Here is a 24,089-nt window from a genome sequence, read left to right on the forward strand (position 1 = left end):
TCCTCTTCCGCCGGATCCCGACGTGGCCGCCGGGGCGGCGGCGGGTCCGGTACGTGGTGTCCGCTTCCGTCTGCCACCCGTGCGGCGGTTCATGCGTCCGGGGCGGTCCGCGCGTGCGGGCGGGCGCCGTGCTCCGCCAGGATCTCGGCGGCCCTGCTCTCGTGGGCGCGGAAACGGCGCAGGTACGAGCGGGCCATGGGGCCGGGCGGTACGCCCCGGGCGAAGGCCCGCATGTTGCGTCCGCCCGTGTTGTAGCCGAGGGCGAGCAGTTCGTCGCGCGTGTAGCGGCGCACGTGGCGCTCCGGGAGGCTCCGGTCGAGGTCCTTCAGGTGCAGGGCGGCGGCGCGGACGGCGAAGGCCGGGTCGTCGCGCAGGTCCTGCCACCGCTCCGACAGGCCGTGCTCCCGGCGGACCCGCTCGAACGTCGCGCGGTGCATGTTGCCCACCCCGAAGGAGGCCCCGGGCTTCCACCACTGCCACAGCCGCTCCAGCAGCGGGTGGTGCGGCTTGTACGCCTCGTTGTGGAGCACGGTCATCACGAGCAGCGGGGAGACACCGGCCTCCTCCGCGCCGCTCAGTACGGACGAGGTGTAGTCGCCCGGATCGTAACCGCCGGGCCTCAGGGGTGGCGTCCGGACGCCGTCGCGGCCTCCCGGCCGGATCCGTCGTGCCGACATCGGTGCAGGCTTCCCGACCGTACTCATGCGCCCTCTCATCCGTTCCGCTGTTCTCGGCCGCGCCCGGGAGTCGGGCGCGCCGTCACGAGGTCCGCGTGCCCGTGCGGTCCGGCCTCAATCCGGCACGTCGCGGAGAGATCCGGAACTCCTGCGGGAACGGGCCTCAGGGCAGGTTTCCCGGCGATCGGCGTGCGGAGGGAGGGGTCGGGAGCGGATTCGTGGGCACTCGCACCGGTGTGAGGATCATCGGTGAGAGGACCGCGCCCGTCACGGGCGTGCGGAGGACCTACGCGGCAACCGCCGCGGCCGTGGTCGCGACCGCCGTGGCCGGAGCCCGCGCGGTGGACGCGGACAGCCCGTGGTACAGGTCGCTCGACAAGCCGCCCTGGCAGCCGCCCTCCTGGGCCTTCGGGGCCGTCTGGACCCCCTTGTACGTGTCGCTCGCCTGGGCCGGCGGGCGGGGGCTGAGCAGGGCGCGGGGCGCGCGGCGCACCGCGCTGGCCGCCACCCTGGGGGCCGATCTGGTGCTGAACGCCGCCTGGAACCACCTGTTCTTCCGCCGGCGCAGCCCGTGGGCGGGCGTGGCCGGCACCGTGCTGCTGGACGTCTGCAACGTCCGGCTCCTGCGGAGGACGGCCGCCGTGGACCGCCGGGCCGCCGGGGCGCTCGTCCCGTACGCCGCCTGGTGCCTGTTCGCCACCGCCCTGAACCTGTCCCTGGCGCGGCGCAACCCCGCCAGGCGGTAGCCCGGCGGAGCGGGACACCGGAAACCGGGGGCCGTGTCAGCGCGGTGCCTCCGCGGGTCGCCTTCCCCAGGCGGTGAGCATGCCGGCCGAAAGGGCGGCGCACTCGTCGGAGTCCAGGTACCGGACCGCCGCGTCGACGGCCTCGTCGTCGACCAGGCCGGTGGCGGTCATGGCCGCCCTGCTCCGTTCCCAGGTGTCGGCCCAGAAGCGGCTGAGGGGGCTGCCGGGCAGCAGCGGCGGCACGTGGATCTCGGCCGCGACGTCCTCCAGCCCCGCCCTCCGCAACAGGTGCGGGTAGGACGGCACCCAGGAGACGTCGGTGCCGATGGTGGCCCGCAGGCCCCGCCACATCGCCCGCATGGCCGTGGTGTACGGCGTGACGGGCGTCCGGTCGCTCGTCAGGTCCACCGCGTCGCCGAGCACCAGCACTCCCCCGGGTTCGAGCAGCTCGGCCAGCGCCGTGAGCAGGCGGTCGTGGTCGGGCAGGTGCATCAGGACGAAGCGCGCGTGGACGAGCCGGAACCGGCCGGGGGCGAAGTCCGGGGCGGTGACGTCGGCCTCCAGGACGTCGAGTCCGGCCGTGGGGCGTTCGGCGAGGAAGCGCACGTCCCGGTCCACGGCGAGCACGCTCGCCACTCCCGCCTCCTCCAGCAGGCGGCGGGCGATCGTGCCCGTGCCGGCGCCCACGTCGAGGCAGTGCCACCCCGGTCCCGCTCCCAGTGCCCGCAGCCGGCGCACGGTGATGTCGTCGTAGGCGAGCGCGCCGTGGTCGATGCGCGCGTCCTCGCCGGTCCGGTCGGGGCGGAAGACGGCTTCGCCGTAACGGCCGCCGTCGGGTTCCGACCGCTCGGGCCGGTCGGGCCGGTCCATGCCGGGGCCTCCTCACGTGCCGGAAGAACGCCGGCCGGTACGTCACGGGCCGACGCCCCGCCATCCTCCACCGGAGCGGGCGCGCCCGGCCGAGGCGCGCCGTGCCGGACCGTCCCGGTCCACCGGACGGCCCGGCGCGGCGCGGGTCCCCGTCCGGCCCCGCGGCCCGCCGGCGAGGCCGTTTGCGGGCCGGGAGAGCGGGCAAGCGGAGGGTCCGTCCGCGGCGGAGGTCCGGGACGGCGAGGGGGTGTCCACATGGTCGAGGCGAATGCGCCGGAGGAGACCAGGGCGGTGTTCGGCGAGTTCGACACCGACGACGACTGGTTGCTCGACGTCCACGAGTTCGGTGGCGCCGTGGAACGGGTGACGGGGCGGAAGTTCGACCCCGATGCGCTGCGGCGCCTTTTCCGCGGGGCGGACGTCGACGGCGACGGCCTGGTCTCGCTTCCCGAATTCGAGGGGTGCCTGAAGGGACTGTGAAAAAGCCGGGGCGCGGGACGGGTCCACACGTCCCGCGCCCCGGCGTCGAACGGGCGGAGGTCAGAGGTCGCTGTCGATGCCGGTGACCGTCGGTGGCCCCAGAGGGGCGTCGTCCTCCGCGATCCCCGCCTTCCTCAACGCGTCCGAGACGAGTTTCGCGGCGTCCAGTTCGGCCTCGTACCGGTCGGCGGCCTCGACTTCGAGGCGGATCGAGAACATGCCGCCCTCGTTCAGGGTGAGCAGGTTCAGGCCTTCGCTCTCGCTCACGTCGGTGTGCTGCGGGGACAGCTCCCTTTCGAGGGCCGAACGCGCGGAGTCGGTGATGCCCGAGGTGAACGTGCCGGGAACGGTGATGACGAACGTGGTCATGGTGGCTCCTCGCGGGGAAGCGGCTGTGGGTGCCGTACCGCTTTCCCCATTCTCCGTGATGAATCCGTCTCGGACGATTTCCGGCTTCCGGTGGCGTACCGGAGAACCGGTTGCGCGGACCGGCCTCAGGCGTTCGCGTGCCGGGGGGAGGCCGTCCGTCGGGGTGCGGCGTGGTGCGCCGGGCCGCGTCCGGTGGCGGCCCGGAGGCTGCGCAGCCACAGGGAGGCCGTGCACAGCAGTCCGGCGAAGAGCGCAAGAAGGCCCACGGAGACCCACATCTGCCGGGTTCCGGGATGCGTCCACGCCGTCCATGCCACCGCGACGGTCCACAACAGGACGGCCACCGCGTAGAAACCGCGGATCCGGCGCAGCTGACGCGCGGCCCGCAGGGAGGTGAGGTGATCTGTCTTCACTGCCATGCCGGCCCGTGTACCCCGAGCCGTGCGATTCACCGGCGGTCCGCACGGTGATTCCCGGAGCGCGGTCCGGGGAGGGGGGCGGAACCGCCCGATCTCCCGCAGAATGGCCGGGAGGACGCCCGGAGCGCGGCGGATCGGGCCGGGAACCGTCGACGGGCCCTTTCCGGAGCGCGGCCCGGAAGGCCGGGGCCGAAGGGAGCCGGTGCCGATGCCGTCGAAGCCACAGCCGGAGCACACGCCCGACGGGCGTCACATCGTCGTCGGCGGTCGCCGGTGGCGCGCCACCGATCCGGACCTCCCCCCGGAGCCGGCCGCGAGGCTGCGCGCCCATCTGATGGCGGCCCGCCGTGCCGTGGCCGCGGCGCGGCGGAAGGACGACGCGGAGGCCGAACGCGCCGCGCGGGCGCGGGTGCACACGGCGAAGGTCGCCCTCGGGGAGCGCGGGGAGCCGTGGTGGGAGCAGAGCCCGGCGGAGCGGAGGGCCCGCTGGAGCAGGGGGTTGGAGGCCCTCGACGGATGACGCGGGGTCCGTTCCGCGGCGGGAGGGGACGGGTGCGGAGCCGAGGTCGATTGTCAGTGGCGGGTGGGAGGGTTGGAGCATCCAGTCGGGAACGAACGCGGGGGAACCGTCATGTCCGGAAACCAGAACTACATCAATCACGTCGCTCTCGTGCTGGACGCCAGTTCGTCCATGTCGCACCTGAGCCGCAAGGTCGTCGAGGTCGCCGACCGGCAGATCGCCTACCTGGCCCGCCGGTCGAAGGAGCTGGACCAGGAGACCCGGGTCACGGTGTACGTCTTCGCGGACACGGTGGAGTGCGTCATCTACGACAAGGACGTGCTGCGGATGCCGTCGCTGAAGCAGCTGTACCGGGTCGGCGGGATGACGTCCCTGCTGGCCGCCGCGCTGAAGTCGCAGGGGGAACTGGCGCAGACGGCCCAGCTGTACGGCGACCACAGCTTCCTGACGTTCGTGCTGACCGACGGTCAGGAGAACGCGAGCCACCGCTGCCCGGGTGCCCCGTCCGGGGATCCGCGCGAGCTGGTGAAGGCCGTGGCCGGGATGATCGAGACGCAGCAGGACAACTGGACGCTGGCCGTCCTCGTGCCGGACCAGATGGGCAGGCGCGAGGCGATGCAGTGCGGCTTCCCGAAGGAGAACGTCGCCGTCTGGGACGCCACCAGCACGCAGGGCCTGGAGGAGGCCGGGCAGGTCATCCAGGAGGCCACCGAGAAGTTCATGGTGGGCCGCACCAAGGGCATCCGGGGGTCCCGGGCGGTGTTCTCCACCGGCGCGGAGGCGGTCAACAAGGACACCGTCGAGGCGGCCGGCCTCATCCCCGCGGACCCGTCGACGTACCGTCTCGTGCCCGTGGAGCACGACACGGCGATCCGGGACCGGGTCGTCGAGTCCGGTCACGCCTACCGCACCGGCTGCGCCTTCTACCAGCTGAGCAAGTCGGAGAAGGTGCAGGCGCGGAAGCGGATAGCGGTGCTGGAGAAGAAGACGGACCGGGTGTACACGGGGCCCGAGGCCCGGGCGCTGCTCGGCCTGCCGGACGTGGAGGTGCGGATCAAGCCGGACCACAACGACGACTTCACCATCTTCGTGCAGAGCACCAGCGTGAACCGCAAGCTCGTGGCGAACACGCGGCTCCTGGTGATGGTCTGACGTCGGGGGCGGGGAAGCGTCCGCGGCGACGCCGGACCGGTCGGTGAGATCCCGGTCGCACGGCTGTCTACGGTCCCGGCGGCCGGGCATGCGGACAGCATGGAAACGAAAGTCGGTTCGGATGGAAAGGCCGGAGGGCGGGGTGTCACGGGACGGTCGCGGAGCCCGTCCGCCGCTGTAGACGGTACGGCCCGCCCGGCCCCTCCGCCGGGCGCGGCACGGTCACCACTGGCTTCTCGAACCATTCGAAGAGGACTCGCATGACTCTCGTGGAACAGCACCACAGACCCGCCGCGGACCGTGTCCGGCGTCTGCGCCGACGGCTGGAGCGGCTGATCGGCGTCGCCGCCACCGAAGGGAACGAACTCCTGGCGCTGCGCAACGGCGACCAGATCTTTCCCGCCATGCTCGACGCCATCAGGTCGGCCGAGCACACCATCGACATGATGACCTTCGTCTACTGGCGCGGCCAGATCGCCCGGGACTTCGCGGTCGCGCTCGCCGAGCGCGCCGCCGCCGGCGTGCGGGTGCGCCTGCTCCTGGACGGCTTCGGCGCCATGCGGATCGAACAGGACCTCCTCGACCGGATGGGCGAGGCCGGCGTGCGGGTCGCCTGGTTCCGCAAGCCGTTGTGGCTGTCACCGCTCAAACAGAACCACCGCTGCCACCGCAAGGCGCTGATCGTCGACGAGCACACGGCGTTCACGGGGGGTGTGGGCATCGCCGAGGAGTGGTGCGGCGACGCCCGGAACGCCCGCGAGTGGCGCGACACGCACGTCCGGGTGCGCGGCCCGGCGGTGGACGGCATCGCCGCGGCGTTCTCGCAGAACTGGGCCGAGTGCCACGACGAGCTGTACGACGACCGGGACCGGTTCACCGGGCACGAACAGTCCGGGGACTGTGTCGTGCAGGTGATCCGCGGTTCGGCGAGCATCGGCTGGCAGGACATGCAGACCCTGATCAGAGTGATGCTCACGAGCGCCGAGGAGCGCTTCCGGCTGGCCACCGCCTACTTCGCCCCGGACACCTATTTCGTGGACCTGCTGTGCGCGACCGCACGCCGCGGCGTCACCGTGGAGATCCTGCTGCCCGGGCCCCACACCGACCAGCGGGCCTGCCGGCTGGCGGGGCAGTACCACTACGAGCGCCTGCTGGAGGCGGGGGTGACCATCCACCAGTTCCAGCCGACGATGATGCACGCCAAGATCATGACGGTCGACGGCGTGGCCTCGCTGATCGGCTCGACCAACTTCAACCGGCGTTCCATGAGCCACGACGAGGAGGTGATGCTGGCCGTCCTCGACGAGGACTTCACCGCCGGTCTGGACCGGGACTTCGAGGACGACATGCGCCGCAGCGCCCCGGTCGATCCCACCCGCTGGCGGCGGCGTGCCGTCCCCCAGCGGATGCGGGAGGCGGCCGTGCTGCCCATCCGCCGGTTCCTCTGACGCACCGTCCGCACCGTCTTCCCGGCCGGCCCGGCCGGGAGGACGGGATCGCCCGTCCGTGACGCGTCGCGGACGGGGAGCGTCGTTCGCCGGAACCGCCCCGGCGCGGGCGGGACCCGGATCAGCGCCGTGCTTCGTCCAGGCCCGCGGAGCGGGCGTGGGATCCGTCGTGCTCCGCACGGGCCGAAGCCGGGAGGACGGTCCCGCCCCAGTGGTCGGCGTCGCGGTCCGGCGCGAACGGGAAGTGGGCGACGATCCGCTTCCCCTCGCCGTGCGGGGCGACCACGACCCGGTCGCTGACCGTGTGGACCATGCGCAGCCCATGGCCGCCGACCCGGGTCGGATCGGCCTCTTTCGCCGTCGGCGCGTCCCCGGAGGTGTCCCACACCGTGATCGTGAGTTCGTCGCCGGACAAGCGCAGGATCAGACCGCAGGGGCCCGGTGCGTGCAGGGCCGCGTTGGTGACGAGTTCGCTGACGGCGAGTTCCGCGTCCAGGGCGAGGGAGGCGGGTACCGCCGCGCGGCCGGACCGCGCGGCCCGGGCGAGGAGGGCGCGCAGGGCGTGACGGGCTTCGGCCGCGTGGACCGCCCCGTCCTCCCAGGCGGCTTCGTGGCGCAGCACGGTGCGCTCGTCCGTTTCCGGCTCACCTGCCTTCTGCTTCCCGGGCGGGATGACCATATGAGGATCTTTCGTCGCGTCTGTCGCTCTTCGGTACGTGCGTGCTCCCGCGCCTACCCCGGTGCCGACCGCACACACCGTGGTCCGCTCCGAGTGCCGCCGAACAGGGTACGCGGTCGAGTCCGGACCTCGCAGGCGCGCTGCCGCACAGCCGCACGGCTCCGCGGCGTAGGGCCGCGCGGGCTCGCGACCGGGGCCGGTCCCCCGGTCAGGGGGTTGGGGGGTGCTCCCCCGGTCCCTGCCGGGCGGGGGCCAGGGGGGTGGGAGAGAGGACGGTCGTCTCCTCTCCCGGTTCCAGGAGGGTGTCCGCCGCTCCGACGATGAGCGGGTCGGGCGTGCCGACCGCCTCCTCGTCCTTGTTCGCGTAGTCGATGCGGGACAGGAGGCTGCGCATGGCTTCGAGGCGTCCCCGCCGCTTGTCGTTGTTCTTGACCACGGTCCAGGGCGCGTGCTCGGTGTCCGTCGCCCGGAACATGGCGACCTTCGCGGTGGTGTAGTCGTCCCAGCGGTCGAGGGAGGAGAGGTCCGTGGGCGAGAGCTTCCACTGCCGCACCGGGTCGACCTGGCGGATGGCGAAACGGGTGCGCTGCTCGGTCCGGGAGACGGAGAACCAGAACTTCACGAGGTGGGTGCCGTCCTCGACCAGCATGCGTTCGAACAGCGGGCACTGGTGGAGGAACAACTCGTACTCCTCCTCGGTGCAGAAGCCCATCACCCGCTCGACGCCGGCCCGGTTGTACCAGGAGCGGTCGAAGAAGACGATCTCGCCCGGGCCCGGGAGGTGGGCCACGTAGCGCTGGAAGTACCACTGTCCGGCCTCGCGCTCGGTCGGCTTGTCGAGGGCGACGATCCGGGCGCCGCGCGGGTTGAGCCGTTCGGTGAACCGCTGGATGGTGCCGCCCTTCCCCGCGGCGTCCCGCCCCTCGCACAGCACCGTGATCCGGGCGCCGGTCTCCTTGGCCCAGCGCTGCAGCTTGAGCATCTCGATCTGGAGGATCCGCTTCTGCCGCTCGTACGCGGCGCGGCGCACCTTGCGGTCGTACGGGTAGTTCTCCCGCCACGTGCGGATGGGCTCGCCCCCCGCGCCGAGCAGGAGCGGCTGCTCGGGCCGGCTGGTGTCCACGCTGAGCCCTTCGAGCAGGTCCGGTGCGGCCTCCCGGTCCTCCCGGTCGCCCCCGCCGCCCGTACTGTCCACGCCGGTCATCGCGTACTCCGCTCCTTCGACAGATCTGACAAGTCCTTCGGAACCGGTGTGTACCCGGTGGTTCCGATCTCACCGGTTCCACGGCCGCCGGTGTCACCCGGTCGGTCGCCGCGGCCGGTCGCGGTGGTCCCGCGGCCGGGGTCAGGAGGTGCTGACCCCGCTGCGGGCCAGGGCGAACACCCCGACGACGATCAGCGCGACACCGGCCAGCTGGGGCAGCAGCCACCAGCCCGTACGGATGTGCTCCTCGTACAGGAGGACGCCCAGGGCCAGGCTCACCGTGGCGTCGCCGAGGGTGAGGGCGGGCTGGGAGGCCACGAGCGGGCCGCCCTGCATGGCGTGTTCGAGCAGCAGGAGGGCCGCGATCCCCGCCCCGCAGAAGGCGTAGGTCTGCCAGGCCGTCAGGAAGGCGCCGATGCCGCCCTCGTCGAGGATGTGCATCGACGTCTTCATGAGGGCGGCGGTGAGCGCGTAGCAGATCGCGGTGGCGGCGCCGAGGCAGCCCGCCCTGGCCCGGCCGGGCGGCCGGCGCAGCCCGGTGGCGGTGAGTGCCACCACGGCGACGGCGCAGGCCACCAGGACCGGCACCCAGTGCTCCAGCGGGACACGGGTGCGGTTGCCGGTGGGCGAGGCGGCGACGAGGGCCGTCCCGAGTCCGGCCACGACCGCCGCGACGGCCGCCCAGAGGCGGGCGGGCAGCCGTTCGCGCGCCACCAGGGAGGCGATGAGGAGGGCGAGGGGCAGTTCGAGGACGAACAGGGGCTGGACGAGGGCCAGCGGTCCGGTCGCGAGGGCCGCCGCCTGTCCGACGCCGGCGGCGATGACGGCGAGGATGCCCGCCAGCCAGAGCGGGCGGCGCAGCAGGTCGAGGATCAGTCCGGGGCGGAAGGAGTCGGACTGCGGGACGGTGAGCGCGGCGCGCCGCTGGAGCACCGTGGCCAGCGCGTTGCTGAACGCGGCGAAGAGGGAGAAGAGGACCGGCAGGACGACGCCCATGCACCGATCCTGACCGGGCGGCGGCCGTACGGGCGCGGCGACACCGGCCGGGCGCCCGTACGGGGGAACGGACCGGGGGCCCGGTCGGGCCAATGGCGGCTCCTGGTCGGGCGAATGTCGGGCACGCCGGGGTGCCCGGCGCCGCCGCGGTGGTACGTCGTCGGTCATGCAGCCAGGCCCCCCACCGCAGGTCGCCCCGTTCCTCCGTACGGCCGCCGCGTACGCGTGGCGGCTGCTCGTCGTCGGCACCCTCGTCTACGCCCTGTTCGCCCTGCTCGGGCGGTTCCACGAGATCGGGGTGGCGGTGTTCCTGGGTCTGGTCGTCACCGCGCTGCTGCGGCCGGTCGCAAACGTCGTCGCCCGGGGGCTGCCCCGGTCGGCGGCGGTCGCCCTCACCCTGCTGGGCGGCATCGCGCTGGTCCTGGGGGTGCTCGCCCTGGTCGGCGAGGCCGTGGCGGACCAGCGGACGACGCTGGTGCGGGAGTTCCGGGACGGCGTCGGGCGGATCGAGCGCTGGTTGGAGCGGCCGCCGTTCCGGCTGGATCCCGGGGCGCTGTCGGACGTGCAGGAGAGGATCGGGCAGTTCCTCTCCAGCCACCGTTCGACGCTGGTCAGCGACGCGGTGAGCGGGGCGCACCACGTGGTGGCGGTGCTGACCACGCTGGCGCTCGCGCTGTTCTCCTCGGTGTTCTTCCTCCACTCGGGCGACCGCCAGTGGGCGTGGTTCCGGGAGCAGTTGCCGGCGTCCCTGCGGGGGCGGGCGGAGATCGGGGGGCGGGCGGCGTGGCGCACGTTCACCGGCTACACCCACGGGATCGTGCTCGTGGCCGCGACGAACGCGGTGCTCGTGGGGATCGCGCTGTGGCTGCTCGGGGTGCCGCTCGCGGTTCCGCTGGCGCTCCTGGAGTTCGTGGCCGCGTTCGTCCCGCTGATCGGTTCGCCGGTCGCCCTCGCCGTCGCCGCGGTCGTCGCCCTGGCGGCGAAGGGCCCGTTCGTCGCGGCGATCGTGATCGCCCTGATCGTGGTGATCGGCCAGATCGAGGGGCACCTGCTGCATCCGCTGGTGATGAGCTGGGCCGTACGGCTGCACCCGCTGGTGGTGGCGGTCTCGGTCGTCGCGGGCTCGATCGCGGCCGGCATCGTGGGCGCGGTGGTGGCGGTGCCGCTGGTGTCGGTGGTGTGGTCGGTGATCACGGCACTGCGGGAGACAGGCGCGGCGGAACGGCTCACGGGCGAGGACGGCCCGGGACCGGCCCCCGGAACCGGGTCGGGTCCCGGTTCCGGGGGCGGGGACGGTCCGGCTCCAGGGTCCGGACCCTCTTCCGGGAGCGGGGTCGGGTCCGGAGCGGGTGCCGGGAACAAGGCCGGTACCGAATCCGGCGCCGGGTGAAGACGGAAGACCGGCCGCGTGAAGCGGAGGTGTCGTTCCGCTGCCGTCATCGGTCCGACAAATGACGGCGGGCTCGGCGGGTTGACGCGCGTCGACCGGGCCGCCACTCTCTGAGTGCCCGCGCCGTGGATCACACCCTCGGCGCGCCCGCACCCCTGGACCGCGTCCGCATCCGATTCGTGAGGCATTGGAGGCCCGATGGCCGACCGCACCGCACGTTCCCTCCCCCTGCGCCTTCTTCTCTCTATTGTCATGCTCATGGCCGCATCGTCGGCCGGGGTGGTGGCCACCGCGGGCACCGCGCAGGCCGACGGCTGCTACACCTGGTCGCGCACCCTCTCCCAGGGGGCGTCCGGCGCCGACGTCACGGCGCTCCAGATCCGCGTGGCCGGCTACCCCGGCTACGGCGCGGTGCTCGGCATCGACGGCTCCTACGGGCCGGCGACCACCGCCGCCGTCAAGCGTTTCCAGGCCGCCTACGGCCTGGCCGCCGACGGCGTCGCGGGCCCCGCGACGTTCAGCAAGATCTACGCGCTCCAGGACGACGACTGCACCCCCGTCCACTTCTCCTACGCGGAGCTGAACAACTGCAACAGCACCTGGGCCGGGGGCGCGGTGAGCGCGGCCACCGCCAAGTCCAACGCCCTGCGCACCATGTGGAAGCTGGAGGCCCTGCGGCACGCCCTCGGCGACCAGTCCCTCCGCGTCACCAGCGGCTTCCGGAGCCAGGCCTGCAACAGCGCCGTCGGCGGGGCCTCCTCCAGCCGCCATCTGTACGGTGACGCGGCCGACCTCGGCGCCGGACCCCACTCGCTGTGCCGGCTCGCCCAGCAGGCCCGCAACCACGGATTCAACGGCATCCTCGGGCCGGGCTACCCGGGCCACGGCGACCACGCCCACGTCGACCACCGGCCCAGCCGCTTCTGGTCCGCCTCCGGTTGCGGCATCTGATCCGCGAACGGCCCGCGTTCCCCCGGGAGCGCGGGCCACGGCGTCCGTGAACGCCCCGCCGGGAGCGGCCGGGACGGCCCGCGCATGTCCCGCCCCCGGCGGGTAACACGGCGGCAATGACGAACGCACACGACGTGGGGGGCAGACCGGGCCGCGCGCTCCTGCTGCTGCCCGTGCAGGCGGCCCTGGTCGCCGTCCTGGGACTGCTGGTCACCGGGCCCCTGGCCGAACACCTGCCGCTGTCCGCGGAGGACGGCGTCAACCGCGCCCTGGCCGTCCACCGCACCCCTTCCGCGACCTGGCTCACCGACTGGCTGTCCCTGGTGGCCGACACGCAGACCGTGATCGGTCTGACGCTGCTCTGCGTACTGGGCCTGCTCCTCCTGCCCCGGGTGCCCCGGTGGTGGGAGGCGGGGTTCCTGGCCGTGTCCGTGGCCGCGCAGTCCGCGGTCTTCCTGCTCGTCACCCTCGTCGTGGACCGCGACCGTCCCGACGTGCCCCATCTGGACGGGGCGCCGCCGACGTCCAGCTTCCCCTCGGGTCACGTCGGAGCCTCCGTGGCGCTCTACGGGGGCCTCGCCGTGCTCGCGGCCCGGCACCTGCGGGGCCTGTGGCGGAACCTCGTGGTGGGGCTCCTCCTGCTGGTCCCGCTGGCCGTGGCGTTCTCCCGGCTGTACCGGGGCATGCACCACCCCTCCGACGTGGTGGCGGGGGTCCTGAACGGCGCCTGCACGCTGCTGCTCGTGGGGTCCGCGCTGCTGTCGAACGCCCGGAAGGACGAGACGGCCCCGGAGCCGGCCGTCCGCGGCGCGCGGCGGGCCGTCGTCGTGCGCCACCCGCACGCGTGCGGCGACGAGACCACCGCCCGGGTACGGGCCGTACTGCACCGACACGGATACACGGAGCAGCGGTGGACCGATACGACGCCCGAGGACCCCTCGGGCGCTTTGGCCGCCCATGTGGCCGGGAGGAACGCGGGGCCGGCCGGATCGGCCGGTCTGACCGGTCCGGTCGCTCTGGCCGATCCGGTCGATCCGACAGGCCCCGTCGATCCCGTCCATCCCGTCCATCCGGTCGATCTCGTCGTCGTCTGCGGCGGGGACGGGACCGTGCGCGCCTGCGCCGACGTGGTGGCCGGGACCGGGATCCCGCTCGCGATCGTGCCCTGCGGCACCGGGAACCTCCTCGCCCGCAACCTGGACCTGCCGACCGAACCGGTGGCCGCCCTGCGGGAGTCCCTGTCCGGGCGGGCGGTCGGACTCGACGTGGGCCGGATACGGGGCGACGGGCTGGCCCCGACGCGGTTCGCGGTCATGGCGGGCGCCGGGTTCGACGCCGCCATGGTCCGGGACGCCTCGCCGCGGCTCAAGGAGCGCCTGGGCTGGGCCGCGTACGTGCTCTCCGCCGCGCGGCACCTGCGGGACCCCCGGATGCGGCTGTCGATCCGGCTCGACGGGGGCGCCCCGCTGGAACGGCGGGCCCGCATGGTCGTCATCGGCAACGTCGGCGCCCTCCAGGGCGGGCTGCCGCTGCTGCCGGAGGCCCGGCCCGACAGCGGCCGCCTGGAGGTCGTCCTGCTCGACCCGCGCGGGGTGACCGGCTGGCTCGCCGCCGCCGGGTACCTCGTCTCCCGCGTGCCGGGCGGACGGGCCCCGCACGCCTCCGGCGCGCGGGAGCGGACCGCCGCGCACGGCGCGCTGGAGTACTTCGGCGCGGAACGCGTCGACCTCCGCTTCGCCCGTCCCCAGCCGCGCGAGCTCGACGGCGACGTCCTCCCGGCGGGCACCCGGCTGACGGCGGAGGTCGAGCCGGGGGCGCTGCGGGTGTACCTGCCCGCGCCGGTCCGGATCGGCACGCCGGCCGGGAGCGGGAAGGACGAGCAGGGCGTAGAGGACGGGACGGAGGTGGAGGAGCATGGGCACCGCGACGCGCGTACCGCAGCTCGGTGAGGTCAGGGCCGTGGAGGCCGAGCTGCGCCTCCAGGGCGAGACCCTCTCCGGGGAGGACGCCTGGGCCACGCTCCGCCGCTACGGGGGCTGGGCGCTCGTACGGGACTCCTTCGTGCGGTTCCGCTACGCCGACGGGTTCAGCCACTCCCGGGCCCTCGCCCTGCAGACCGTCCTGGCGATCCTCCCCTTCGCCATCGCGGTCATAGGACTGTCGGGCGCGCTGCACACCGAGGAGGTCGGGCGGATCGCCGAGCTGCTGATACGCCGGATCAGCGGCCCCAGCCAGGACGTCGTGGACGACGCCCTGCAGGCGAGCCGGCGGCACGCCGGGAACGGCGGCGCGCTGGCCCTCTGGTTCGGCCTGCTGTTCTCGATCTCCAACGTCACCACCGGCATGTGCCAGGTGGAGCGCGGCGCCAACCGCATCTACGGCGTCGAGCGCGACCGGCCGTTCCTCCACAAGTACGTCCGCGGGCTCGTGATGTCGGTGCTGGCCGGACTGCCCCTCGGCCTCAGCTTCTGCGTCACCGTCCTGGGCTCCGACCTGAGCCACGCCCTGATCGAGGTGTACGACCTGGCCCCGGGCACCCGCCTCGCGTGGGACCTGCTGCGCTGGCCGATCGGGATCCTGCTGGCCGTCCTTGCGACCAGCGTCGTCTTCCGCCGCTCGCCCCGGCGCCCCCAGCCGGGCCACACCTGGCTGGCCTTCGGCGCCACCGTCCACCTGCTGCTGTGGCTGGGCGCGACCTGGGGCCTGAGCCTGTACGTCGGCTCCGGCGGCTCCTTCACCACCGTGTACGGCCCGCTGAGCGCGTTCGTCGCGCTGCTCCTGTGGTCGTACCTCACCTCGCTGTCCCTCTTCCTGGGCCTGTCCTTCGCGGCCCAGCTGGAGGCCGTACGGGCGGGGGTCGACGCTCCGGTCAGCGAGGACCCCGGGGTCTGAACGGCTCCCCCGCCCGCGTACCACGAAAGGAACCGTACCGACCATGACAGAGCGTTCCCCCCGGCCCTGGAGGCGTCGCCTCGGGCGGTTCGTGACGAAACACGGCGGGCCCGACGCGCGGTTCGGCGCGCGGCTGGTGGCGGGCACGGCCCTCACCGCCCTGGCGGCCGTCCCGTTCTCCCTCGCGCTGGTCCTGGTGGAGTCGCACTGGACTCCGCTGCACCGGCTCGACCAGGGCGTGGCCGAGCGGCTGCACCGCTCCGCGCTCGACCATCCCGGCTGGGTCCAGGTGCTCGACTTCCTCACGCACGTCGCGTGGGGGCCAGCGACCATGCGGATCCTGGTGGCCGGGGTAGTGGTGTGGCTCCTGTGGCGGCGGGCCCACCGGCTGGCCGCCTGGGCGGCCGTCACGGCGATCGGCGGCGGCCTCGTGGGCCTGCTGGTGAAGAACGTGGTCGAGCGCGCCCGGCCGCACCTGCCGGATCCCGTCTCCCACGCGCCCGGGTTCTCCTTCCCCTCCGGGCACTCCATGACGGCCGTGACCTCCTGCGCCGTCCTGCTGCTCGTCCTCCTGCCGCTGGTCCCGCGCGCGTGGCGGCCGGTGCCGTGGGTCCTGGCCGCGGTGGCGGTGCTCGGCGTGGGCTACACCCGCGTCGCCCTCGGCGTGCACTGGGTGAGCGACGTGGTCGGGGGCTGGCTGCTCGGCGTCGCGGTGGTCACGGCGACCACGCTCGCCTTCGAGGCGTGGCGGGGCGACGTCGGCCGCCCCCGCACCACGCCGGCCGAGGGCCTGGAGCCCGAGATCACGACGGAGAACCCGGAACCGGCGGGCCGACCCGGGTCCCGGTAGGACCGGGCCGTTCAGGCCAGCAGGAGGATCGCGAGGGCGCCCGAGGCGTCGACGACGCCGCACCACTCCGACCAGGCCCGGGGGACGACGCGGCCCGAGCGGTGGTGGACGAGGTCCCACAGGCCGTGGGCGAACCAGCCGGCGGCCAGGACGTACAGCGCGGGCCGGCCGTCCAGGGAGAGGACGAGCACGGCCGCGGCGCAGAAGGCGGCGAGGCCGGCGAGCTGGACGGCGAGCGTCCGCCGGTCGCGGAGCTCGCCCCGGGCCGCCCCGAAGCCCAGGTAGCAGAGGGGCATGACCACGAGCAGCGCGGCGAGGAAGCCGGTCGGCGGGGCGCCGTCGACGAAGGTGACGAGGGTCAGGGCGAGGGCGAGCAGGGTCGGCCAGCGGTGTGCGAGGAAGCGGATCGTCATGGCGTCCACTGTCCGGCGCGGACGCCGGAACGGGGCGGTTTCCGGTTCCGTACGTCCGTCTCCTTGGGGTGGACGTCCGTGCGGGATAGGGTCGTTCGCATGGGGGGACGCGCCGAGCGCCTGGTGGTCGTCGTCGGTTTCGAGGCGGCCGAACTGCTCGACATCGCCTGTGTGACGACGGGGCTCGCCATGGCCAACGGGCTCGGCGGCGCCGACGGCGTGCCGTACCGGGTGCGGGTGGTCGGGCCCGGCGGGGGTGCCATCCGCTGCGGCACCGGGCTCGTGCTGGGCAGTGACGAGTCGCTGGAGCGCACGCGGGGTCCGCTGGACACGCTCGTCGTCTCGGGCGGTCTGGGGGTCGAGCGGTTCGCCGCGGACGCCCGTCTCGTCGGGCACGTCGGACGCCTCGCCCGGGAGAGCCGCCGGGTGGCCTCCGTCTGCACGGGCGCGGGCGTCCTGGCCGCGGCGGGCCTCCTCGACGGCCGACGGGCCACCACCCACTGGCAGTTCGCTCCCCTGCTGGCCGCGCGGCACCCGGGCGTCTCGGTCGACCCGGCGCCGCTGTGGATCCGCGACGGGAACGTGTACACCTCGGCGGGCGTCACCAGCGCGCTCGACCTGACCCTGGCGTTCGTCGAGGAGGACCACGGCTCCGAGCTGGCGCGCCGGGTGGCCCGACACCTCGTCGTCTACATGCAGCGGCCGGGGAACCAGACCCAGATGAGCCTGTTCACGGCGGCGCCGCCGCCCCGGGACGACACGGTCCGCGCCCTCGTCGCGCACATCGCGGCCCGTCCCGACGCCGATCTGGGCACGCCCGCCCTGGCCGCCCGGGCGGGGCTGACGCCCCGGCACCTCACCCGGCTGTTCACCGAGCACCTGGGGCAGCCACCCGGCCGGTACGTCCGCGCCGTCCGCACCGAGGCGGCCGCACAGCTCCTGGTGTCCACCTCGCTCCCCCTGGCCTCGGTGGCCCTCCGCTGCGGCTTCGGGACGCCGGAGTCCCTCCGCAAGGCCTTCACCGACCACTACGGCGTCCCTCCCTCGCGCTACCGCGACAGCATGCGCTCCACGGGCGGCCGGTAGGTCCGTGGCGGGCCCGTGGTCCGGTCGCCGGGCCGCTCCGGCGGACGACCCGACAGGAGGTGCGCATGGGCGGGCCGTTCGGGGGCAGACGGAGGGGAGAGCGCATGGGACCGCTCTCGTCGGCGGGTCCGCGGCATCCCCCGTTCCGCGGACCCGCCGCTCTGGTCGTACGGCCCGCACCGGGCAGGGTGCGGGCCGTACGCCGTCCCCCCGCGGGGCGTTCTCGCACGCGGTGGACCGCGCACCGTGCCGCCGGACCGTTCAGCCGTCCCCCCGGTCCCGCTTCGGGGACCGACCGGGCCCCGTGGCAGCCCCGGCGCCGGCGCTCGTGGCCGACGCGCAGGAGATCACGTTCCCCGGACGTCCGCCAGGCGCCACAGAGGAGGTACGCGGCGCGGCGACGCCTCCGCCCTCAGGTTCCGGTAGAGGTCGTCGGCCTCCAGCGGCGTGAGCACGAGCCCGCCCAGGAGCATCCGGGCGGCACCGAGCGACACCGGGTGCGCCCCGGTGTCGGCCCAGATCCGAGCCGGTCCCACGCCGCCGGTCCCGTGCCCTCGCACCACGCCCCGTCCGGCGGGGCGGTGTCCCGGCGGGAGCACCGGGTGGTCAACTCCGCAGGTGGGAGGCTCCGTTGAGGTCGAGGATCGAGCCGGACGCCCATTCCGCGCCGGGAGAGGCGAGCCACAGGACCGCCCCGGCGATCTCGGCGGGGGTCGCCACCCGGCCGAAGGGGCTCTGGGCGCGGATCGCGGCGCCCTCGGGTCCCTCCAGGCGCGGCGAGACCCGCTCGGTGGCGAAGAAGCCGGGCGCGACCGAGGCGACGGCGATCCCGTGCGGGGCGAGGGAGACCGCGAGCGACTGGCCGAGCGCGTGGACGGCCGCCTTGGTCGCGCCGTAGGCCGGGTGGTCGGGTTCGCCGCGGAAGGCGCCCCGGGAGCCGATGTTGACGATCCGTCCGCCCGAGCCCTGGTCGATCATGCGCCGGGCCGCGAGGTGGCTCAGGTTCGCGGTCGCGAGCAGGTTCACGGAGACGTGCCGCCGCCAGATCTCCGCCCACTCCTCGTACGGGGTCTCGGCGAGGGGGTGGCGGAGGTTCACCGCCGCGTTGTTGACCAGCACGTCGATCCCGCCGAGCGCCCCGGCCGCCGCGTCGACGACGGCCGCGGCCGTCCCCGGATCCGCGAGGTCGCCCCCGACGAGGGCGTGCCCCGTCCCTTCGAGGGAGTCCAGGGTCGCCCGGGCCTCCTCGGCGCGCGAGGCGAAGTGGACGGCGACCCGGTCGCCGTTGGCCGCGAACGCCCGGGCGACCTCCCTGCCGAGGCCCCGGGAGGCGCCGCTGACGAGGACGCGGCGGCCTGTTGCGGGCAGGTTCATGGGGATGCCTTCCGGTCGGGGACGTGCCGTCCGGCATTCTGCACGCCGTCCTCACCCGCCCCCGACCGTCCCCCGCCCCGACCGTCGGACGGTCAGGAGACCGTCAGGACGATCTTCCCCGTGGTGCGGCCCTCTTCGCCGATCGCGTGGGCCTTCGCCGCCTCGGCGAGCGGAAGCACGGTGTCGGCCACCGGCCTCAGCTCCCCGCGCTCCACCAGGGCCGCGAGCTCGCGCAGGCCGAGGTGGTCGGGTTCGACCAGGACCCAGGCCGCCCGCACGCCCTCCGGGGCGGCGGGGACGTCGTCCGGGCCCGGCAGGGTGATCAGCCTGCCCCCGGGGCGGAGCACCTTCAGGGAGCGCTCGGCCGTCTCCCCGCCGATGCCGTCGAGGACGACGTCCACGTCCCGGAGGACGTCCTCGAAGCGGACCTCGCAATAGTCGACCACCTCGTCCGCGCCCAGCTCCCGCACCAGGGCGTGCTTGGCCGCGCTCGCCGTGCCGATGACGTACGCCCCGCGGGCCTTGGCGATCTGCACGGCGAGGTGTCCCACCCCGCCGGCCGCCGCGTGCACGAGGACGCGCTCCCCCGGGCGGACGTCCGCCGCGTCCACGAGGGCCTGCCAGGCGGTGAGCCCGGCCAGCGGCAGCGCCGCAGCCTCCACGTGGGTCAGGGAGGCGGGCTTGGGGGCGAGGTGCCGGGCCGGGGCCACCACGTACTCGGCGTAGGCGCCCGCCTGGCGGGGGAAGAGCGGCATGCCGAAGACCTCGTCCCCGGGGCGGAGGTGCCCCACGCCGGGTCCGACGGCCTCCACCGTGCCCGACACGTCCCAGCCGACGGCCGGGACTGCGCCCCAGCCGATCAGGGCCCCGCTCGCGCGGGTCTTCCAGTCCACGGGGTTCACCCCGGCCGCGTGGACCCGCACCAGGACCTCGTTCAGGCCGGGCTCGGGACGCTCCACGTCCCGCTCGACCAGGTTCTCGGGACCGCCCCAACGCTCCACGACCACCGCACGCATGCCGTCCGCCTCTTTCCGTCTCGATCGGTGCGCCCCGGAACCCTTCCGCGGCGACGGGTCCACGATCCGGTGCGGCGCCCGCCCGTGGTGTTGGCCGTCCGGCCACCATGTGACAGGATTCGGCCATGGGAACGACACACGGCCGGACGGTGCGGAACGAGCGGGACGGGGTCCGGGCGGCGCCGCACCGGATCGCCGTGCTCGCGCTCCCCGGCGTGCCCCCGTTCGAGCTCGGCATCCCCTCCCGGGTCTTCGGCAGCGCCATGGACTCCGAGGGCCGCTCCCTATACGAGGTCACGGTCTGCACCGTCGACGGCGCCCCCGTGCCCAGCGACGCCGGTTTCACCGTGCAGCCCGCGGCCGGCGCGGAGGCCCTCGCGAGCGCCGACACCGTGATCGTCCCGCCCACGCACGCCATGCCCGAGCTGGTCCTCGGCGGCCCGCTGCCGCCCGGGGTCGCCGCGGCCGTCGCCGCCATCCGGCCCGGCACCCGTCTGGTGTCCATCTGCACCGGGTCGTACGTGCTCGCCGCCGCCGGGCTCCTCGACGGCCGGCCGGCCACCACCCACTGGCACCTGGCGCCGGAGTTCCGCCGGGCCTATCCGAAGGTCAGGCTGGACGAGGACGTGCTCTTCGTGGACGACGGCGACGTCCTGACCTCCGCGGGGGCGGCGGCGGGCGTCGACCTGTGTCTGCACATGATCCGCCGCGACCACGGCGCCGCGACCGCCAACCGCACCGCCCGCATCTGCGTCGTGCCTCCCTGGCGGGACGGCGGACAGGCCCAGTTCATCGCCCGGCCCGTCCCGGAGCCCACCCTGGCCGACACGACCGCCACCCGCGCCTGGGCCCTGGAGCACCTCGCGGAACCGCTCACCCTCGCCCGGCTCGCCGAGCACGCCCGGATGAGCCTGCGGACCTTCACCCGCCGGTTCCGCGACGAGGTCGGCCTGACCCCCGTCCAGTGGCTCACGGCCCAGCGCCTCGAACTCGCCAAGCAGCTCCTGGAGACGACCGACCTCCCGATCGACCTCGTCGCCCACCGCGCCGGCCTGGGCTCGGGCAACTCCCTGCGCGCGCACATGCGGACGGCGTTCGGCGTCTCCCCCGCCGCCTACCGCCGCGCCTTCGGCGCCGGCGCGGACGCGGTCCCGGTCGGCCGAAGCGGGATGTGACGTCGCGTCCGTTTGGAGCACGGGGCTCAGGGCAGCCGAGGTGCTACGGACAAGACACAGCGAGAGGTGCGAGTCGATGTCGACCGGAATCGTCCTGGCCATCGTCGTTGCCGCCGTCGTGGTGGTCGCGCTCGTCACCGTCGCCGCGGTGAACCACCGGCGACGGGCGCGTCTGCGCGACCGGTTCGGACCCGAGTACGACCGGGCCGTCGAGGAGACGGGCAGCAGGCGGGCCGCCGAACAGGACCTCGACGCCCGGGAGCGGCGCTATCGAGAACTGGACATCAAGCCGCTGCCGAGCGGCACGAGGGAGCAGTACGCACAGCGGTGGAAGGAGCTCCAGGAGGAGTTCGTCGACGCGCCCGAGGGCGCGGTGCACGAGGCCGACCGGCTGGTGACCGCCCTGATGCACGAGCGCGGCTACCCCACCGAGGAGTACGAACAGCGGATGCGCGACCTGTCCGTGCGGCACGGCCGCACGCTGGAGCACTACCGGGCCGCCCAGGAGGTGCACGCCCTGAGCTCCTCGCGGTCGGCCACCACCGAACAGCTGCGGGAGGCGATGGTGCACTACCGGGCCCTCTTCGACGACCTGCTCACCGACGACGAGCCGGCCGGCTCCCGCCGGTCCTGACACGGAGGTGGAACACATGCGCGATCACGACACGGCCGAACGCGGGACGTCGGCCGAACCCCACGGAACGACGGACCGTCACGAAACGACGGACCGGCCCGGACACAAGGACCAGTACGAGGCGGCCGACCGGGCCGGAGTGACGGAGCACCCCGGAGCGACGGACCGGTCCGGCGTGACGGAGAGGCCCGGAACGACGGAGCGCCCCGGAGCGCCGGACCGGTCCGGCGTGACCGACCGGTCCGAGAAGACGGGCCCGTTCGAGAAGACGGAGCGGCGAGAGAACGAGGACCGGGATCCGGCGGCCGAGCGGTCGCCCGTCCCCGCGGAGCGGGGCACGGCGTCGGCGCGGGAGCCCGGCCTCCCCGGACAGGACGCCCGTCGCCCCGTTCAGGCCCCGAGGCCCGAGGAGCCGGGCGTCCGTCCCGGCCCGCTGTCGAGCGCCGTCGGGCACGGGGACGACGAGCACGTCCCGGACCTGCTGAACGCGGCGGACGGCGACGCGTACCGCGAACGCTGGCGCGAGGTCCAGGGCCGGTTCGTCGACGACCCGCGCGAGGCGGTCCACTCGGCCGACGAGCTCGTCGCCGACGTGATGAAGACGCTGGCCGCCGCCTTCGCCGAGCACAAGCAGACCCTCGAAGGACAGTGGAGCGAGGGACGGGAGGCCGACACGGAGGCCCTTCGCGTGGCACTGCGCGAGTACCGCTCCTTCTTCAACCGGCTCCTGACCACCTCGGCCCCGCAGCGGTAGGGGAGCCGGCGCCGCCGAGAGCGGGGCGGGGCGGAACGGGGCGTCACAGCGCCGCGTGCGCCCCGCCCCGCTCCCGGCCGCCCGGATGGCGGTGCCGCCAGACCCAGAAGACCGCGGAGGACACCAGCGCCCACCCCGCGAGCACCACGAAGGGGAAGAGGTGCTGGTGTCCTCCGAAGTACACCGCCGTGTGCTGCGCGTTCACCGAGGCGCCCGGCGGCAGCCACTGGCCGATGTGCCCGAGCGGCGACGGCAGCAGCGGCCAGGACACCGCTCCGCCCGACGAGGGGTTGCCGAGGAGCACCATCAGCCCCCAGGTCGGCAGCATGGCCCAGCGCCCGATCAGGGTGTTGAACATGGAGAAGACCATGCCGGAGGCGAACATGGTCAGCGCGAGGATCAGCCACGACTCGACGAACGGCAGGTCGAGGGCGCCGAGCAGCCAGTCCACGGTCGCGGCGATGGCGAACCCGCCCAGCAGGGCGTAGAGCGCGGTGAAGGCGATCCGTTCGGCCGGGTTCAGCGGCTTCGCGTGCACGCTGAGCTGAATGGCTCCCACGAACCCGATGATCACCGCGGCGAGCGAGACGTAGAACAGCGCGAGGCCGCGCGGGTCGCCCTTCTGGAGCGGTTTGACGTCCGCCACCGTGACCGGCACTCCCGTCGCCCGGCCCACCTCCACTGCCGATTCCACGAGGAGCTGGGCCACCGAGGCCCCCGAGGCGCCGGCGACGTCGAAGGACACGCGGCCGTCCCGCAGGGTCATGACGGCGAAGACCTCCTGCTCGTTCACCGCGTCCAGCGCCCCGGCGCGCGTCCGGTAGGGCCGCAGTTCGAGCGAGGAGTCGAGAGCCCGCTCCATCCCCTCGGTGAACGTCCTGCCGGCGGGCGAGTCCGCCGCCCCGATGACGGCCGTCGGGATGTGACGGGGAGTCGGGTTCGCCATCGTGTACGTGTACGAGCCGGCGAACAGGGCGGCCGCAGCGGCCAGGATCAGGACCAGCACGGTCGCCGGGAGGAAGGGCGAACGGGCGAACGCCGTCCAGCGCTCGGACCGGCTCGGCGGCCGTCCGTGGGCGCCGTGCGGCGGCGCGGCCCGCGCCTCCTCCCCTTCCGTACCGCCGTCCGGGAGGCCGTCGCGGGGAGAACCGCCCGGGGAGCCGTCGCGGGAAGGGTCGTCGCGGGGAGGAGGGCCGTCGTCGTGCGTGTCGGACATGATCTCCACACTAATCCGACCGAACGGGATCTCCGCCCCTTCCACGGACCAAACGCCCCAAAGCCCATCGGGCCGGGCCCGCGTACGCCGCGAGGGCGAGGGCCGGCCCCTCGATCCGCAGGGTCGTGGCCGATCCGGCCGGCCGGGCGAGGACCGCGTGGTGCAGTCGCAGGCGCACCGGTCCGAGCGCGACCCGCCACGTCCACCGCCGCCGTTCCTCGTCGACGCTCTCCACGACGAACCTCACGGAGACGCCGAGGAACGAGAGGACCTCACCGCGCATGCCGGGCGCGATCCGGGCGCCGTCCGCGCGGACCGCCCTGATCTGCGGCGACCACGTCGGCCAGAGGGCGGGCACGGCGTAGCGGGCCCAGACGTCCTCGACGGGTGCCGGGCCCGCGGCCCGCAGCGTCACGGCCGCCACCGGTCCGTCCGGTCCTCAGCCGACTCGGCCGTGGACGAACTCGTCGAGGGCCTTGCCCGGTCGCAGGCCCGCCGTGCCGCCCTCGTCGTGGAAGCTGCCGAAGCCGAGGAGGGTGACGGTCTCGCCCGCCTTGAGCGCCTCCGCGATCGCACCCGCCTCCTCGACCGTGCCGAACAGGGCGTCGACGACCCGGCCGATCTGTTCGGACGAAGGGGTGTCCCCGTCCGCCACCTTGTGCGTGACCGCCTCGATCAGTCCGGACCTGTCCATGCGACGCATCCACTCCTCGGTAGGAAGACCGGCGGGACGGCAACCGTTCCGTGCACCGGTCACCGCCGCCAGGGAGCACCATCG

At 74.2% G+C, this 24,089-nt stretch carries 28 protein-coding genes; 14 read left to right on the forward strand and 14 right to left on the reverse strand.

Annotation, left to right across the window (positions count from 1 at the left end; all coding sequences use genetic code 11):
• Window positions 1-89: 89 nt before the first annotated feature.
• Entirely contained in the window at window positions 90-677 is a 588-nt protein-coding gene (locus ACWGSR_RS08960) for a lytic transglycosylase domain-containing protein (protein WP_453564815.1), read from the reverse strand.
• 218 nt (window positions 678-895) lie between these two features.
• Between ACWGSR_RS08960 and ACWGSR_RS08965 the strand changes: the two genes are divergently transcribed.
• Window positions 896-1,423 carry a TspO/MBR family protein gene (locus ACWGSR_RS08965; protein ID WP_453564817.1) on the forward strand — a complete coding sequence of 176 codons (528 nt, stop codon included), beginning with the start codon at window positions 896-898 and terminating at the stop codon, window positions 1,421-1,423.
• Window positions 1,424-1,459: 36 nt separating this feature from the next.
• On the opposite strand, the gene ACWGSR_RS08970 is transcribed toward ACWGSR_RS08965, so the two are convergent.
• Entirely contained in the window at window positions 1,460-2,293 is an 834-nt protein-coding gene (locus tag ACWGSR_RS08970; RefSeq protein WP_453564820.1) for a class I SAM-dependent methyltransferase, read from the reverse strand.
• 255 nt (window positions 2,294-2,548) lie between these two features.
• Here ACWGSR_RS08970 and ACWGSR_RS08975 point away from each other — a divergent pair, with 255 nt between their 5' ends.
• Window positions 2,549-2,773 carry an EF-hand domain-containing protein gene (locus ACWGSR_RS08975; protein ID WP_376231101.1) on the forward strand — a complete coding sequence of 75 codons (225 nt, stop codon included), beginning with the start codon at window positions 2,549-2,551 and terminating at the stop codon, window positions 2,771-2,773.
• A gap of 60 nt (window positions 2,774-2,833) precedes the next feature.
• Here the strand turns inward: ACWGSR_RS08975 and ACWGSR_RS08980 are convergent, their stop codons facing one another.
• On the reverse strand, window positions 2,834-3,142 hold the full coding sequence (locus ACWGSR_RS08980; protein ID WP_376231100.1) for a hypothetical protein: 309 nt from the start codon (window positions 3,140-3,142) through the stop codon (window positions 2,834-2,836).
• A gap of 125 nt (window positions 3,143-3,267) precedes the next feature.
• Entirely contained in the window at window positions 3,268-3,561 is a 294-nt protein-coding gene (locus tag ACWGSR_RS08985; protein WP_453564824.1) for a hypothetical protein, read from the reverse strand.
• A 208-nt stretch (window positions 3,562-3,769) separates the two neighbouring features.
• Between ACWGSR_RS08985 and ACWGSR_RS08990 the strand changes: the two genes are divergently transcribed.
• The 3 genes from ACWGSR_RS08990 (at window position 3,770) to ACWGSR_RS09000 (ending at window position 6,681) form a co-directional block, all read left to right on the forward strand.
• Window positions 3,770-4,081 (forward strand): hypothetical protein, encoded by a 312-nt coding sequence (locus ACWGSR_RS08990; protein WP_376231098.1) that lies wholly within the window; start codon window positions 3,770-3,772, stop codon window positions 4,079-4,081.
• A 111-nt stretch (window positions 4,082-4,192) separates the two neighbouring features.
• Window positions 4,193-5,233: a vWA domain-containing protein gene (locus ACWGSR_RS08995; protein WP_453564827.1), complete on the forward strand. Its 1,041-nt coding sequence runs from the start codon at window positions 4,193-4,195 to the stop codon at window positions 5,231-5,233.
• Window positions 5,234-5,493: 260 nt separating this feature from the next.
• Window positions 5,494-6,681 carry a phospholipase D-like domain-containing protein gene (locus ACWGSR_RS09000; RefSeq protein WP_376231096.1) on the forward strand — a complete coding sequence of 396 codons (1,188 nt, stop codon included), beginning with the start codon at window positions 5,494-5,496 and terminating at the stop codon, window positions 6,679-6,681.
• A 121-nt stretch (window positions 6,682-6,802) separates the two neighbouring features.
• Here ACWGSR_RS09000 and ACWGSR_RS09005 read toward each other — a convergent pair whose 3' ends face one another.
• The 3 genes from ACWGSR_RS09005 to ACWGSR_RS09015 all read right to left on the reverse strand — a co-directional run bounded on the left by ACWGSR_RS09005 (window position 6,803) and on the right by ACWGSR_RS09015 (window position 9,560).
• Entirely contained in the window at window positions 6,803-7,360 is a 558-nt protein-coding gene (locus ACWGSR_RS09005; protein WP_453564829.1) for an ATP-binding protein, read from the reverse strand.
• 208 nt (window positions 7,361-7,568) lie between these two features.
• Complete coding sequence (ppk2, locus tag ACWGSR_RS09010) at window positions 7,569-8,564, reverse strand: polyphosphate kinase 2 (RefSeq protein WP_453564832.1); 996 nt, start codon at window positions 8,562-8,564, stop codon at window positions 7,569-7,571.
• Window positions 8,565-8,705: 141 nt separating this feature from the next.
• Window positions 8,706-9,560, reverse strand: coding sequence for a DMT family transporter (locus tag ACWGSR_RS09015; RefSeq protein WP_376231093.1), 855 nt, complete (start codon window positions 9,558-9,560; stop codon window positions 8,706-8,708).
• A gap of 166 nt (window positions 9,561-9,726) precedes the next feature.
• Here ACWGSR_RS09015 and ACWGSR_RS09020 point away from each other — a divergent pair, with 166 nt between their 5' ends.
• From ACWGSR_RS09020 to ACWGSR_RS09040, 5 genes are all read left to right on the forward strand, one after another.
• Entirely contained in the window at window positions 9,727-10,950 is a 1,224-nt protein-coding gene (locus tag ACWGSR_RS09020; protein WP_453564834.1) for an AI-2E family transporter, read from the forward strand.
• 198 nt (window positions 10,951-11,148) lie between these two features.
• Window positions 11,149-11,901 (forward strand): D-Ala-D-Ala carboxypeptidase family metallohydrolase, encoded by a 753-nt coding sequence (locus tag ACWGSR_RS09025; protein WP_376231091.1) that lies wholly within the window; start codon window positions 11,149-11,151, stop codon window positions 11,899-11,901.
• Window positions 11,902-12,017: 116 nt separating this feature from the next.
• Window positions 12,018-13,850, forward strand: coding sequence for a phosphatase PAP2 family protein (locus ACWGSR_RS09030; RefSeq protein ID WP_453564838.1), 1,833 nt, complete (start codon window positions 12,018-12,020; stop codon window positions 13,848-13,850).
• Window positions 13,816-14,793, forward strand: coding sequence for a YihY/virulence factor BrkB family protein (locus tag ACWGSR_RS09035; RefSeq protein WP_376231089.1), 978 nt, complete (start codon window positions 13,816-13,818; stop codon window positions 14,791-14,793). The genes ACWGSR_RS09030 and ACWGSR_RS09035 overlap by 35 nt, the downstream gene beginning before the upstream one ends.
• Before the next feature lie 43 nt (window positions 14,794-14,836).
• A complete protein-coding gene (locus tag ACWGSR_RS09040) occupies window positions 14,837-15,643 on the forward strand; it encodes a phosphatase PAP2 family protein (protein WP_453564840.1) in 807 nt (268 codons plus the stop codon).
• 11 nt (window positions 15,644-15,654) lie between these two features.
• Here the strand turns inward: ACWGSR_RS09040 and ACWGSR_RS09045 are convergent, their stop codons facing one another.
• Entirely contained in the window at window positions 15,655-16,056 is a 402-nt protein-coding gene (locus ACWGSR_RS09045; protein ID WP_376231087.1) for a hypothetical protein, read from the reverse strand.
• A 99-nt stretch (window positions 16,057-16,155) separates the two neighbouring features.
• Between ACWGSR_RS09045 and ACWGSR_RS09050 the strand changes: the two genes are divergently transcribed.
• Entirely contained in the window at window positions 16,156-17,142 is a 987-nt protein-coding gene (locus tag ACWGSR_RS09050) for a GlxA family transcriptional regulator (RefSeq protein WP_453564842.1), read from the forward strand.
• A gap of 347 nt (window positions 17,143-17,489) precedes the next feature.
• On the opposite strand, the gene ACWGSR_RS09055 is transcribed toward ACWGSR_RS09050, so the two are convergent.
• The 3 genes from ACWGSR_RS09055 to ACWGSR_RS09065 all read right to left on the reverse strand — a co-directional run bounded on the left by ACWGSR_RS09055 (window position 17,490) and on the right by ACWGSR_RS09065 (window position 19,532).
• A complete protein-coding gene (locus ACWGSR_RS09055; protein WP_453564844.1) occupies window positions 17,490-17,678 on the reverse strand; it encodes a hypothetical protein in 189 nt (62 codons plus the stop codon).
• Window positions 17,679-17,748: 70 nt separating this feature from the next.
• Complete coding sequence (locus ACWGSR_RS09060; protein WP_453564846.1) at window positions 17,749-18,516, reverse strand: SDR family NAD(P)-dependent oxidoreductase; 768 nt, start codon at window positions 18,514-18,516, stop codon at window positions 17,749-17,751.
• Window positions 18,517-18,608: 92 nt separating this feature from the next.
• Complete coding sequence (locus ACWGSR_RS09065) at window positions 18,609-19,532, reverse strand: NADP-dependent oxidoreductase (protein ID WP_453564848.1); 924 nt, start codon at window positions 19,530-19,532, stop codon at window positions 18,609-18,611.
• 125 nt (window positions 19,533-19,657) lie between these two features.
• Between ACWGSR_RS09065 and ACWGSR_RS09070 the strand changes: the two genes are divergently transcribed.
• From ACWGSR_RS09070 to ACWGSR_RS09080, 3 genes are all read left to right on the forward strand, one after another.
• Window positions 19,658-20,707, forward strand: coding sequence for a GlxA family transcriptional regulator (locus tag ACWGSR_RS09070; protein ID WP_453564851.1), 1,050 nt, complete (start codon window positions 19,658-19,660; stop codon window positions 20,705-20,707).
• Window positions 20,708-20,783: 76 nt separating this feature from the next.
• Window positions 20,784-21,341 carry a hypothetical protein gene (locus ACWGSR_RS09075; protein WP_376242821.1) on the forward strand — a complete coding sequence of 186 codons (558 nt, stop codon included), beginning with the start codon at window positions 20,784-20,786 and terminating at the stop codon, window positions 21,339-21,341.
• 16 nt (window positions 21,342-21,357) lie between these two features.
• Window positions 21,358-22,095 (forward strand): hypothetical protein, encoded by a 738-nt coding sequence (locus tag ACWGSR_RS09080; RefSeq protein WP_453564854.1) that lies wholly within the window; start codon window positions 21,358-21,360, stop codon window positions 22,093-22,095.
• A gap of 43 nt (window positions 22,096-22,138) precedes the next feature.
• Here the strand turns inward: ACWGSR_RS09080 and ACWGSR_RS09085 are convergent, their stop codons facing one another.
• Genes ACWGSR_RS09085 through ACWGSR_RS09095 form a run of 3 tightly spaced genes read right to left on the reverse strand, consistent with a single transcriptional unit; the run spans window position 22,139 to window position 24,005 of the window.
• Window positions 22,139-23,311: an ABC transporter permease gene (locus tag ACWGSR_RS09085; protein WP_453564857.1), complete on the reverse strand. Its 1,173-nt coding sequence runs from the start codon at window positions 23,309-23,311 to the stop codon at window positions 22,139-22,141.
• A 10-nt stretch (window positions 23,312-23,321) separates the two neighbouring features.
• Window positions 23,322-23,735 (reverse strand): SRPBCC family protein, encoded by a 414-nt coding sequence (locus ACWGSR_RS09090; RefSeq protein ID WP_453564858.1) that lies wholly within the window; start codon window positions 23,733-23,735, stop codon window positions 23,322-23,324.
• Between the two features lie 15 nt (window positions 23,736-23,750).
• Window positions 23,751-24,005, reverse strand: a complete 255-nt coding sequence (locus ACWGSR_RS09095) for an HU family DNA-binding protein (protein WP_376242829.1) — start codon at window positions 24,003-24,005, stop codon at window positions 23,751-23,753.
• Window positions 24,006-24,089: the final 84 nt, after the last annotated feature.

The organism is Streptomyces sp. NPDC055632, from assembly GCF_053618675.1.